This is a genomic window from Permianibacter fluminis (genome assembly GCF_013179735.1).
GTDB lineage: Bacteria > Pseudomonadota > Gammaproteobacteria > Enterobacterales > Permianibacteraceae > Permianibacter > Permianibacter fluminis.
Map to the genome: position 1 here is coordinate 3,470,170 of NZ_JABMEG010000001.1, position 13,065 is coordinate 3,483,234.

Here is a 13,065-nt window from a genome sequence, read left to right on the forward strand (position 1 = left end):
ATAGCAATTCTGAGAACATGTGCGGCGCTCTGCCGGGCCGATCAGCAGCCGATCAGCCACCGATCAACTGCCGATTTGCTCCACCGGTGGCGCTGCCTTGATGACTTCATCGATGGTGGTCAAGCCGCCGGCCACTTTGTAGGCGCCGCTGATGCGCAACATTTGCGTTCCATCTTTCAGGCCCTGCTCGCGCAGCGGTCCAACATCGCAGCCCGGCTTGATCAGGCGCTGCAATGCCGGTGTCAGGATCATCAGCTCGTAAATACCTTGGCGACCACGATATCCGGTGTCGCGGCATTCATGACAACCTTTCGGTTCGTAAATGGTTTCCGGCATCGGCACATTGAAAGGATGCACCAACTCCTGCCATTTCTTGGGATCGGCTTTGACTTCCTGCTTGCAATGCGGGCACAGCGTTCGCACCAGTCGCTGCGCCATGACGCCCAGCACGGTCGCATTGATCATGTACGGCGGCACGCCGATATCGATCAAGCGGGTGATGGCGGTTGCAGCGTCATTGGTGTGCAAGGTGGACAACACAAGGTGGCCAGTCAGCGACGCCTGAATGGCCATCTCGGCCGTTTCCAGATCGCGGATTTCGCCGATCATGATGATGTCCGGATCCTGACGCAGCAGCGCCCGGACACCGGTCGCAAAGGTCACATCGATATCGTGATTGACCTGCATCTGGTTGAACGAACCTTCCACCATTTCGATCGGGTCTTCCACCGTACAGACGTTCACCTCCGGTTGTGCCAGATGCTTCAACGACGTGTACAGCGTGGTGGTTTTACCGGAACCGGTCGGGCCGGTTACCAGCACGATACCGGTGTTGTTGCTGATGAGCTGCAGCCATTTCTTTTCTGTCTGCCGCTCAAGGCCCAGTTCGGCAAACTGCCGCACCAGCACACCGGGGTCAAAAATACGCGCGACCAGTTTTTCACCGAATGCTGTGGGCAAAGTCGACAAGCGCAACTCGACTTCCAGGCCGTCCGGTGTTCGTGACTTGATCCGACCGTCCTGCGGTTTACGCTTTTCTGCCACGTCCATGCGGCCGAGAATCTTGAAGCGCGCAAGCACGGCCTGACCGATGGCAGCCGGCAAGTCGTACACTTTTTGCAGCACGCCGTCGATGCGGAAACGGATAAAAGATTTTTCCCGACGCGGCTCCATATGGATATCAGAAGCCCGCTGATCAAACGCGTATTGCAGCAACCAGTCGACGATCCGGACGATGTGCTGATCATTGGCGTCGACCTCGCCGGCACGGCTCAAATCGATCAGTTGCTCGAAGTTGCCAACCTTGGATTCGCTGCCCTCCTGATTGGCGCCTTTGACCGAGCGCGACAGCTGATAAAACTCGGTTTGATAGCGCTTGATCGCAACCGGGCTCGCCAGCACCAAGCGGATATCCTTGCGGATGGTGTGCTGCAGGGTCGGGACCCAGCTGGTGACTTTCGGTTCCGAGGTGGCAATGATGACAAAATTTTCACCGACCTCGACACAGAGAATTTTGTGCCGCTGGGCAAACTGCAGCGACATCACCGAGGTCACAGCATCGACGTTGATCTTCAGCGGGTCGAGCCGGTAGTACGGCATGCCGGCCTTGGTCGCGACCCATTCGGTCAGGTATTCCGGCGACAGAATGTGGTGCGGCGCTGGTACGGTTTTCAGATCGAGTTTGGCGATCTGGGCAATGGCCGGTTCGGCACTGGCGCCAGCGGAACGAACCCGCAGCTTGGCCGTTTGCAATTGCTGATCGTTGAGCAAGCCTTCCCGATGCAAGGCGTCCAGTAACTCGATCGTCTGGATCGGTCGATCCTTGTTTGCAACCGCCTCTTTGCCCATGCCTGCTCGCTCGTTCTTGTCGTTCATATCAGTATGATGGAACCGGAGCGGCGATGTTATGCCTGCTCCAGCAAATCCTTGATTACCACACCGGCCACGGTCAGACCAAAGATAGCCGGCATGTAGCTGATGGTGCCATTGACCGCGCGGGCCCGGCCAATCGAGGTCGGCTCCGGTGGTAGCGGATCGCGCGGGTGCTCCAGCGAATACACGGCCTTGATGCCTTTCTTGACACCCATCCGCCGCAGCCGCCGCCGGACGTGCTTGGCCAGCGTGCACATTTCGGTATCGCGGATATCACCGACCCGAATCAGGGTCGGATCCAGCTTGTTGCCAGCGCCCATTGAGCTGATCACTGGTCGGCCGTTATCAAATGCCGCTTTCAGATAGTTGACCTTGCTGTTCAGGCTGTCAATGGCGTCAATCACGTAATCAAATGGCTGCAGCATGAAAGCCGGCATGTTCTCAGCCTTCAGGAACTCCTTGATGACATTGAGCTTGCAAGTCGGGTTGATGTCGAGAATCCGCGCCGCCATCACATCGGCCTTGTACAGACCCACGGTCGAGTTCAGCGCCACCAATTGCCGGTTCAAGTTGGAAGCCGCCACCACATCGTGATCAATGATGGTCAGTTCGCCGATGCCACTGCGCGCCAACGCTTCGGCGGCAAAAGAGCCGACACCGCCAAGCCCGGCGAGGCAAACATGCTTGTTTTGCAAGCGGGCGATGCCTTCGTCGCCAACCAGAATATGGGTACGTTGAAACAGACCGTCCATAACGACTCTCTATCAGTATTGAGTACGATTCAGAAACGAAACGCCCGCCACGGCGGACTTTTCATGAGGTTACAAACGCAACGCCTGCCGCGCATTGGCGCTGGTGACAGCCGCGATCTGCTCCGCCGGCTCCGGCCGCAGCGCGCACAGGGCGCGAAAATTGCCGACCAACGCCAACGGCGAATTATGCGGCTCGGGCCAATCGGCCGGCTTCATGTCCGGCGCATCGGTTTCCAGCACGATCGCATCAAGCGGCAAACTCGCCGCCAGTTTGCGCACGCGCGTGGCGCTGTCATAGGTCATCACACCACCGAAGCCGAGCTTGAAACCGAGTTTGATGAACTCGCGCGCCTGTTCCGCGCTGCCAGCAAACGCATGAACGATGCCACCTTGCGTAAATTTGCGCCGCTTCAGGGTGGCGATGGTCGCATCATGCGAGCGTCGCACATGCAGGATCACCGGCAAATGGGCCTGTTCGGCCACCGCAAGCTGCGCCTCGAACAGTTGCTGTTGCCGCTCCCGATCCAGCGTTTCGACAAAATAATCGAGACCGATTTCACCGATGGCGCATGGCCGCTCGCGCTGTACCCACGTCGCCAGATCGGCAATCTGCGCCGGCCCATGTTCATCGAGATAAATGGGATGCAGACCGAGCGCCAGCGCCAGCATCGGCCGCGACCGCACAAACGCCACCAATGCCGGCCAGCGCGCCGCTGTCGTTGCCGGCACCACAATGCGGCTGATGCCTTCGGCAGCACAGCGCGCCAGCAGCGCATCGGCATCGTCGCTGAGCGGCGGATAGTCGAGATGGCAGTGACTGTCGATCAGTTGCAGCATGTGAGAACAATGCCTTCCTGCTCAATGAGGACCGTGGGAGCGGCTTTAGCCGCGACATGGTGAAAACACGTCGCGGCTAAAGCCGCTCCAACATTTCGGGCTCAACCGTGCTCGCGGGTCTCGTAGAATTTGATATCCGGGTAGCGTTCCATGGTCAGCCGCAGGTTCACCATGGTCGGCGCCAGATAGGTCAGATTGTCGGCATTGTCGAGCGCCAGATTGTCGAAGCACTTCTCTTTGAACTCTTCGAGTTTTTTCTCGTTGTCGCAGCGCACCCACCGGGCCGTGCTGACACTGATTTGCTCATAAGCCGCTTCAACGCTGTATTCACCTTTCAAGCGATAGGCCACCACATCAAATTGCAGCAGACCAACCGCGCCGAGAATCAGATCGTTACTGTTCAGCGGCCGGAACACCTGAGTGGCGCCCTCCTCCGATAACTGAATCAAGCCTTTCTGCAGTTGCTTGCTTTTCAGCGGATCTTTCAGCCGAACCCGGCGGAACAATTCCGGGGCAAAGTACGGAATGCCGGTGAACTTGAGCAGCTCACCTTCACTGAAGCTGTCGCCGATCTGGATGCTGCCGTGATTGTGCAGACCGATGATGTCACCGGGATACGCTTCTTCAACATGTTCGCGATCGCGCGCCATGAAGGTCAGCGCGTTGCCCATATTGACATCACGACCGATGCGGGCATGAAAGGCTTTCATGCCTTGCGTGTATTTGCCGGAGCAGACCCGGGCAAAGGCAATGCGGTCGCGATGCTGCGGATCCATGTTGGCTTGAATCTTGAACACGAACGCGGTGAATTTTTCCTCGTCGGCTTTGACATCACGCTGCACCGCAACCCGATGGGTTGGCGGCGGCGCCCACTCGACCAGACCGTCGAGCATTTCTTCCACACCGAAATTGCCGAGTGCGGTGCCAAAGAATACCGGGGTTTGTTTGCCGGCCAAAAACGCCTCGCGATCGAATTCATGGCTGGCACCACGCACCAATTCCAGTTCGTCACGGAATTGCCCAGCCAGATCGCCAATCGCGGCATCCAGATCGGGATTGTGCAAACCTTTGATCACCCGGCGTTCCTGAATGGTATGGCCGAGACCGGATTGATACAGATACACCTCGTCACGGGTCAGGTGATAAATGCCCTTGAAGAATTTGCCCATGCCAATCGGCCAGGTCACCGGCGCGCACTGGATATTCAGCACCCGCTCGACTTCATCGAGCAGATCAATCGGTTCGCGGATATCGCGATCCATCTTGTTGATGAACGTCAGAATCGGCGTGTCGCGCAGGCGACAGACTTCCATCAATTTGATGGTCCGGTCTTCGACACCTTTGGAGCCGTCGATGACCATCAGCGCCGAATCAACCGCCGTCAGCGTGCGATAGGTATCTTCGGAAAAATCTTCGTGGCCGGGCGTGTCCAGCAGATTGACTACGCAGGACTTGTACGGGAACTGCATGACCGACGTGGTCACCGAGATACCCCGCTGCCGCTCCAGCTCCATCCAGTCCGAGGTCACCGCCTTGGCCGAACGGCGGCTCTTGACCGCACCCGCCACCTGAATCGCACCGCCGTGCAGCAGCAGCTTTTCGGTCATCGTGGTTTTGCCGGCGTCGGGGTGGGAAATGATGGCGAAGGTGCGACGACGCGCCACTTCGGACTGGTGCTGACTCATGGAACGGCAAATCCGGGGAAAATTGGAGCGCAATTATACCGGAGCCGAGCAGCCTCTGGCTGCTCGGAATCCCGGTGAATCAGGGCGAATCCGGGTAAAAGCTCAGTGCGTTGCCCGGCAGAGCCGATGCAGCCGCAGTCAAACCGAAGCGGAAAGCGCTTGTGGTAGTGCTAAGGCCATCACGATGCCGTCTTCACGCCCTTCCAGCGCCGGGTAATAGCCTTTGCGGTAGCCAATTTGCTGGAACCCGGCCTTGCGGTACAGTGTCTGTGCGCCGACGTTGGAAACCCGGACTTCCAGCAATGCCTTTTTGCAGCCAGAGCCACTGGCCAGCAGCAGCCATTCCTGCAGCAACAACTCGCCAAGGCCCTGGCGGTGACAATCCGGATCGACGCACAGGTTGAGCAGATGCGCTTCATCCAGCACCCGCTGACCGACGAAATAGCCCAGCAGCTGCTCACCGCGCCAAAGCGCCTGACAGTCGTAGCGGGCAATCAAACAGTCGTAGAAAACGCCGTAACTCCATGGCACGGCGTAAGCGCGGCGTTCAACCGCGTGGATGGTATCGAGATCCGATTTTGCAAACGGCTTGAGCACCAGGCCATTGCCCAGTGACCGCATCAAGGTGACTCCGGCGCAGGCGGCGGCACCAGCCCGGCCAGCAGGCGCAAGTCATCCCAAACCAGGCGTTTCAGCGCAGCGTTTTGCCGAGCTTCATCCGGGTGATAACTGACCACGACACGGCTTTGTCCAAACAGATGCACGCGACCGCGCAGCGGTGCGGCAATGTCATTGCCGAGCAGTGCCCGAGCACTGCGCTCACCGAGCACCAGAATGGTAGCAGGCACAGCGAGCGGCTCGCCACGTTCGACACCGATCACTGCCACCGCTGTCGCAGCGGGCAAGGTTGCCAACATGGCATTGAGCAGCGCCCCTGACCCGGTATCCGGATGCAGCAGGGCATCGCGCTGATTTTTTTCCGCCAACGCGAGCACCAGAATCGGCGCCTGATTGCCAGCCCGCAGCAAACGACCGCGCAACGACGGCATGCTCACCGGCGCGCTTTGCGCAGACGCACTTTGCGGCGAAACGGTTTGCGAAGAAACGGTTTGCGGAGTGGGGTTGCGTTCGACCGTCGCGCTGACTGGCGATACGCTGGCTGGAGCTGCAACGAGTGGTGACACGTTGGCTGTTGCTACGTGCCGCACCGCAACCGGCGCCGATGCTTCCACCGCAACGGGACGCGCGCCCTGCTGCGAAAAAAACACCGTGTGTTGCGCAACGACGCTGTCGTCGCCGTTTTGCGACACCGCCTCTTCAGCCAGCGCGCTTTCCGTCACTCGCGGCAACCACTCGACAATGCCCATGCGGCGCAAGGCCGCGCTGCGCGCCTGCATGTTTTCCGCAGCGCTCATCGAGCGGCTCGCCCAGTCTTCATATCAGTGCGTTGCCACATGCGGATGCAGCCGGGATTCCATGGTCTGCAAAGTATTCAGCGCATGCAGATAGGCTTTCACCGACGCCACCACGATATCCATGTCGGCGCCATGACCGGTCACGATATGGTTGTCGTGCTCAACGCGGACGTTCACCTCGACTTGCGAATCCATGCCTTTGGTGACGGCATTGACGGTGAATTCCTGCACCGCGACGTCGCTACCGACCAGATCATTGACGGCCCGATAAGCCGCATCGACCGGGCCATTGCCTTGGGCATTGGCCTGCTTTTCGTTGCCGTTGATCGACAGCACCAAACTTGCTGCCGGCGTTTCGCCGGTTTCGCTGTGCACTTTCAGGCTGACCAGACGCAGCCCTTCATTGACCTGAATCTGTTGACTGTCTTTGGCGATGGCGAGCAGATCATCATCGAACACTTCGTGTTTTTTATCGGCCAGATCCTTGAACCGGGCAAACGCAGCGTTCAAATCCGCTTCGTTGGCAAAATTCACGCCGAGCTCGGCCAGATGGCTCTTGAATGCATTGCGGCCCGAGTGTTTGCCGAGCACCATGCGGTTGGTTTTCCAGCCGACATCTTCGGCGCGCATGATTTCGTAAGTTTCACGATTTTTCAGCATGCCATCCTGATGGATGCCGGATTCATGCGCGAACGCATTGCCGCCGACAATTGCTTTATTGGGCTGCACCGGGAAACCGGTCACCCGCGACACCAGCTTCGATGCCGGTACGATCTGGGTGGTGTCGACATCGACCTGAACCGGGAAGAAGTCCTTGCGCGTGCGCACCGCCATGACAATCTCTTCCAGGCTGGCGTTACCGGCCCGCTCGCCCAAACCGTTGATGGTGCATTCAACCTGACGGGCACCGTTCATGACCGCGTCCAGCGAGTTGGCAACCGCCAAGCCCAGATCGTTATGGCAATGCACCGAGAAAATGGCCCGATCGGAATTCGGAATCCGCGCGATCAAATCGCGAATCATGGCGCCGTACTGTCGCGGCATGGCATAGCCAACGGTATCCGGAATATTGATCGTGCGGGCGCCGGCATTGATCACCTGTTCGATGATGCGGCAGAGAAAATCCGGTTCGGAGCGACCCGCGTCTTCACAGGAAAACTCGACATCATCCATCAGGTTGCGCGCCTTGGTCACTGCCCGCACAGCCTGTTCGATGACCTTGTCCGGCTCCATCTGCAACTTGTACTTCATGTGGATTGGCGACGTTGCGATGAAGGTGTGAATGCGGCCACGCGCAGCCGGCTTCAGCGCTTCTGCGGCCCGCTCGATGTCCTTGTCCAGCGCCCGCGACAGCGAACAAACAGTGGAATCCTTGATCGCAGCCGCGACCGCCTGCACCGACTCAAAATCGCCGGGGCTGGCAATGGCAAAGCCGGCTTCGATCACATCAACCTTCATCCGCTCCAGCAGACGGGCAATGGCAATCTTTTCGTCCTTGTCCATTGACGCACCGGGGCTTTGCTCGCCGTCCCGCAGTGTGGTGTCAAATATGATCAGCTTGGGCTTGTCGCCGGCTACGTTGGCGCTCATGACTGCTCTGCTCCTGACCGGTACCCGTGGGCCCGGTTCGTGACTCGTGGGGTTGGCTGGATCATACCGCTGCCGGGTCCATCCGCCCAAGCCGGCCAGTAGCACTCGCGTTAGAATATCGCGGATATTTCACTCGCTTTGGCCACCCCTTCCGCATGTTACGTCAACCCGATTTGCCTGCACTGATAGCCGAGCAACTGGCCGTCGACGACTTTCTGGTCATTCCTGAAGCCATCGACTCCGCAGCCGTCACGGCGCTGCGGACCGAACTGCTGGCATGGCGGGAGCACGGCCGGCTGCAACCCGCGGCGGTGGGACGCGGCACGGCGCGGCAGCTGTCGAGCGCCCTGCGCACTGATCTGACCGCCTGGCTGACCGGCGAAACGGCCATTCAGCAGCAGTGGCTGGCCGTGATGGCCGCGCTCCAGCAAGCACTCAACCGGCGACTCTTGCTCGGCCTCAGCGAATACGAAGCCCACTACGCCTGTTACCCGCCCGGCAGTTTCTACAAACGTCACCTCGACAGCTTTCGCGGCAGCAATAGTCGGCGAGTCTCGACCGTGCTGTATCTGAATGAAGCATGGCAAGCAGACGACGGCGGTTTGCTGCAACTGTACAACTGTGAACACTGCATTCGCCGCGTCGTGCCCGAGCCAGGCACGCTGGTCATCTTCCTGAGCGACGCCGTGCCACACGAAGTGACCGACGCGAAGCGCGAGCGGTACAGCATTGCGGGTTGGTTGCGGCAGCGCGAATCAACCTAGCCAGCGTGAATTGGCTCGGCAACAAGGCTGCGTGGTGAAAACTAAACGCGGTCGTCGATGCAAGGTGTAACGCCCGCACAAAAAAGAAAAGCGCCACAAGGCGCTTTTCTTTTTAACGCAGAGATCCTCAAGGAATCTTGTAAACCACCTTCACCGAGCCATCAACCGCACTGCTGTCGATGTAGCCAATCATGTTGGGGTTGGCTGCCACCAACTTCTTGACCTCAGCATCATCGCCAGCATCTTTCGGCGGCGTGCCTTTGCCGGTAAACACCAGCTGCGACCAATAGGCCTTCAACTGGCTGGCGTTCTTCTTGACGACAGCATCATTGAACTTGTCGCGCACCGCCGAGCCTTCATTCTGATTGATCGGCACTGCAGTATCGCCGTTGGGAAACGACTTCGACTTGCCCAAAAACAGTTTGCTGATGTCATCCTCGCTCATGCTCGCCGCCGGCGAACTCGGATGCACCACCACAGACACCTCAGCCTGAGCTACCGCAGCAACCAGTGAAGCAACGAGAGCGACGGCGAAAAATTTGCAGCTTTTCATAGGTCACCTCGCTCAAAACACGGTTTGCACAGCGAAACTGATCAGGCGTTGCGATTCATCCGCGAGAACGCCGGAGTCGCTATCGTAGTCAATATCATCAACCTGCAGCTTGAAAGCTGCAGATGTCGTGAAGTCCCAACGAACACCAATCGTCTTCGTTTCATGGTGATCAACGGATGACTCTGTCAGCAATGTGATTACCGTTCTGATCTGTGCAGTCTGAGGGATTACAGGTATCCCAACCAGCGCATTTGCGGCTTCATCATCGGCCTTGGCAAAGGTGACGTAGGGCATCCAGTCACCTGCCCTGACCCCAAGCATGAGATAACTGCGCTTGTCCGTACCGGCAAAGGTGTCGCTTCCGTCTAGCTTAGAGGTCTCATACATACCGACAAACGTGCCCGTATCAATCGCCAACGCGACACTGTCAAATGTAAATTTGTCATCAACAGGTTCAAGCGTGTCCGCTGCTGCATTGAATCCGAGATCTCGCAAGCCAGTCCCTGCCTGGTTACTGATAAAGTCATCGAAACTCAGCACTCCTGGAAGAATATCAACCGGACCAGTTTCAATAGTTACATCAGCTTCGTGGTGTGCCGCCCGGAAACTTAGCCATTCCCAGTTTCCAGAAAACACCAAACCATACTGATTTCGGACATGTCGCCGAGTTGCTGCACCTGAGGCCAAGGTTTGGTCCCCGTCTTCAGCACCAGTGTAAACCTGCAATGAACCCGTAAAGTTGCCGGCACTGAAGTCAATCAGACCATCAATACCAGTCACCGAACGCTGTTGAATGTTGTAGACCTCAACCGGTGGCCGTATCCAGTGGTAGGCATAACCGACATTCAGGAAGTCGGAATAGAAATAGAACGGTGATTGAAACCGACCGGCGCGCCAACTGAAATTGTCGTTGACCTGATACTTGACATAAACCCAGGCGGCATCCAATTCATAGTCAAGCGAGCCACGAGCAACCATCTGCCCCGTCGCAGTCAACTTGTCGGAAACTTGTTTTGACACCTGCAGACCAAAGGTCGAATCGGAATCAAACGTCATGTCTTCACTGGTATACCCTGCGTAGCTATTATCGAGTATCCCGTCGTTGTTGACATCTTCGTCATCCAACATACCGCCACCGACATTGATAAAGCCGGATACCTGCACATCATCTGCAAGCGCGCCGAGAGACAGCAGCGCGGCCCCCGCGAGCAATAGGCATTTCTTCATCACTCAACTCCTTTCCCGTCCCAGCAATTATTCCGGCAGTGAAGTCAAACTGCTCCAGCGCGCGAAACAATCCCCATACAACCCCTGACAACTGCTCCGAACACAACCAGCTAAATACTGAACTGCCTTGCCACCGACTCCAGCTTGCCGGCCAAGCCCGCCAGCTCATTGCTGACATCAGCCATGCGACCGGCACTGGAGGAGGTTTTGGCCGCATGCTCGTTGATTTCACTGACACTGCGCACGATGGTCTGAGCCACCCGTTGCTGTTGTTCCGTCGCTTCGGCGATGCGGCCGTTCATGCTGGAGATACTGGCGACCGTCTGCGTGATGGACTCCAGGCTGCTGCCTGCTGCGCCCGAATTGGCGACACTGACTTCGGCTTGACGAGTGCCCTTACTCATCACATCGACCGCGCTGCGAGCAGCACTTTGCAGCCGCTCGATCATGGTCTGAATTTCCGACGTCGATTGCTGCGTCCGCGATGCCAAGGTGCGCACTTCATCCGCCACCACCGCAAAACCGCGGCCCTGCTCGCCGGCACGCGCCGCTTCAATGGCCGCATTCAAGGCCAGCAGGTTGGTTTGTTCGGCAATATTGCGAATGACATCCAGCACCATGCCGACCGACGCGCTGTCGGCATCCAGCTGTTTGATCACATCCGCTGCCGAGCGCACATCGCGCGCCAAGGCCTCGATTTGCTGCACTGTGTCTTTGACGACGCGCAAACCGGCTTTGGCTTGGCCGTCGGCTTCCTGTGCCGACGACGCCGCATCCGCCGCACTTTGCGCAACGGCCTGAACACTAGAGTTCATTTCATTGACGGCATCCTGCACCCTGCGGCCGCCGTTCTGCTGCTCGTCAACTTGCGACAGCGTCTCCGTCGTTGCCATCTTCAGTTGCTTGGCCAAATCAGCCAGCGGCAGCGCGGTGGCGACGACATCGCCAATGATGCCCTGCAACTTGGCAATGAAAGCGTTGAACCACTCGACCAGTTCGCCGATTTCATCTTCACTTTCTTTCGTGATACGGCGACGAAGGTCACCATTTCCCTGCGCAATATCTTTCAGCGAATCGACCACGTTGGCGATGTTCCGTCGCAACGCAGAAGCGATTGCCATGCCGATAATGAAGAGCAAAGCCACCGTTGCCACGCCAACGGCAAAACCTACAACCACGGTGCGCTGGGCCGAGGCATTGGCGCTGTCGATACTGTCGGTAAACGCTGCCCGCTGCTTGTCCCGGAACGAACTCAACGCCTGTTCAACCGCATTGAAGGTTGAAGTCATTTGCGCGACCTGCGCTTCCATGTTGCCGAAGTCAGCGGTGCCTTTGATCATCTGATCCGACAGCGTTATCGAACTGTCCAGGTAACGCCGCAACGCCTTGCTGATCACGTCCACATCTTCGCCAGCTTCCCGGTCAATTGACGTCAGATCGGCAATGTCCTTCTCCAAATTGCTGGCGTTGGTTTTCACTGCAGCTAGGGCATCCGCCTCACCGGCAGAAACCGCGGCCTGTAGCCCATCGCGCACTTGCCGCAGCGTCACCAGATGCTTTTCAGCGGCTTGCAGAATAGGGAACTGGACATCGCGGGCACGCTCAAGCACCACCACGTTGTTGCTGGCGGTCCAATAGCTGAATAGCAGATAGAAAGAGAAACCAATGGCCCCGGCAATTGGGATAACCAGCACTTTTTTGCGGATCGACAGGCCTGACAGCCACTGCATTTTGGTCTTACCTCGTCAGCCGGGTTGAGAAAATGGGGTCCTCAGTTGCCAAAAAAGTGTAGTACGGGAACGCCGCAATGCCAGTCAGGAGACCTGTACACACGCTTGCACAGCCAAATTCCGCCCGTTCCATTGACCCAAATCAAGGTCCGCCGACCGGTAGAAAAGTGGCTTTTCCCCGAGAAATTTGCTGATTGGCATCACCCCTGACGTGCTTTTAGCAGTCGCTTGGCAGCATGCCGAGCGGAGCTTTGGTCAGCCTCGACAGCCTCAATCCGGGCGGCAAAGTTTTGCCGGTCTGGCACTGTGTGAGGCCAACGAAGGGCGTGCACGAGCTCGCGCTTTTTCACAAGTCAGCCCCCAAAATGCCCGGTTGCGGCGGAATACTGGCTGGACTTTGCGGAAAGATGCAGGAAGGACTGGTGCAGCTAACGGCGCCGAAAGCTGGCGTTTACACCGAGCTTTTTCGAGGCAAAGCAAAAGGCCCAAACCTTGCGGAATGGGCCTTTTGCATTTGCATTAAGAGCTTGGCGATGACCTACTTTCGCATGAGACAAGCCCACACTATCATCGGCGCTGAGTGTTTTCACTTCCGAGTTCGGAAAGGGATCGGGTGGTTCCCACTCGCTATGGTCGCCAA

Annotated in this window: 11 protein-coding genes and 1 rRNA gene; 1 reads left to right on the top strand and 11 read right to left on the bottom strand. The window is 57.8% G+C overall.

The genetic code is table 11. The features are described from left to right. Positions 1-63 precede the first annotated feature (63 nt). The 7 genes from HPT27_RS15240 to HPT27_RS15270 all read right to left on the bottom strand — a co-directional run bounded on the left by HPT27_RS15240 (position 64) and on the right by HPT27_RS15270 (position 8,151). Positions 64-1,848 (bottom strand): GspE/PulE family protein, encoded by a 1,785-nt coding sequence (locus HPT27_RS15240; RefSeq protein ID WP_172245423.1) that lies wholly within the window; start codon positions 1,846-1,848, stop codon positions 64-66. A gap of 56 nt (positions 1,849-1,904) precedes the next feature. After that, positions 1,905-2,624, bottom strand: coding sequence for a tRNA threonylcarbamoyladenosine dehydratase (locus tag HPT27_RS15245; RefSeq protein ID WP_172244947.1), 720 nt, complete (start codon positions 2,622-2,624; stop codon positions 1,905-1,907). Between the two features lie 69 nt (positions 2,625-2,693). Then, a complete protein-coding gene (locus tag HPT27_RS15250; RefSeq protein ID WP_172245425.1) occupies positions 2,694-3,458 on the bottom strand; it encodes a TatD family hydrolase in 765 nt (254 codons plus the stop codon). 104 nt (positions 3,459-3,562) lie between these two features. Further along, a complete protein-coding gene (gene prfC, locus HPT27_RS15255) occupies positions 3,563-5,146 on the bottom strand; it encodes a peptide chain release factor 3 (RefSeq protein ID WP_172244949.1) in 1,584 nt (527 codons plus the stop codon). A 138-nt stretch (positions 5,147-5,284) separates the two neighbouring features. Next, positions 5,285-5,767: a ribosomal protein S18-alanine N-acetyltransferase gene (gene rimI / locus HPT27_RS15260; protein ID WP_235951076.1), complete on the bottom strand. Its 483-nt coding sequence runs from the start codon at positions 5,765-5,767 to the stop codon at positions 5,285-5,287. Next, positions 5,767-6,561, bottom strand: a complete 795-nt coding sequence (locus tag HPT27_RS15265) for a uracil-DNA glycosylase family protein (RefSeq protein ID WP_172244953.1) — start codon at positions 6,559-6,561, stop codon at positions 5,767-5,769. The genes rimI and HPT27_RS15265 overlap by 1 nt, the downstream gene beginning before the upstream one ends. A 24-nt stretch (positions 6,562-6,585) precedes the next feature. Then, a complete protein-coding gene (locus HPT27_RS15270; RefSeq protein ID WP_172244955.1) occupies positions 6,586-8,151 on the bottom strand; it encodes a 2-isopropylmalate synthase in 1,566 nt (521 codons plus the stop codon). Positions 8,152-8,306: 155 nt separating this feature from the next. Between HPT27_RS15270 and HPT27_RS15275 the strand changes: the two genes are divergently transcribed. Next, complete coding sequence (locus HPT27_RS15275; RefSeq protein WP_172244957.1) at positions 8,307-8,915, top strand: 2OG-Fe(II) oxygenase; 609 nt, start codon at positions 8,307-8,309, stop codon at positions 8,913-8,915. A 127-nt stretch (positions 8,916-9,042) separates the two neighbouring features. Here the strand turns inward: HPT27_RS15275 and HPT27_RS15280 are convergent, their stop codons facing one another. The 4 genes from HPT27_RS15280 to rrf all read right to left on the bottom strand — a co-directional run bounded on the left by HPT27_RS15280 (position 9,043) and on the right by rrf (position 13,065). After that, the gene (locus HPT27_RS15280) at positions 9,043-9,468 is read right to left on the bottom strand and encodes a type 2 periplasmic-binding domain-containing protein (protein ID WP_172244959.1); all 426 of its coding nucleotides are present in this window, start codon (positions 9,466-9,468) and stop codon (positions 9,043-9,045) included. 12 nt (positions 9,469-9,480) lie between these two features. Beyond that, positions 9,481-10,695: a hypothetical protein gene (locus HPT27_RS15285; protein ID WP_172244961.1), complete on the bottom strand. Its 1,215-nt coding sequence runs from the start codon at positions 10,693-10,695 to the stop codon at positions 9,481-9,483. Positions 10,696-10,805: 110 nt separating this feature from the next. Beyond that, positions 10,806-12,425, bottom strand: coding sequence for a methyl-accepting chemotaxis protein (locus HPT27_RS15290; protein WP_172244963.1), 1,620 nt, complete (start codon positions 12,423-12,425; stop codon positions 10,806-10,808). Between the two features lie 525 nt (positions 12,426-12,950). Next, positions 12,951-13,065: ribosomal RNA gene (gene rrf, locus HPT27_RS15295) — 5S ribosomal RNA — on the bottom strand.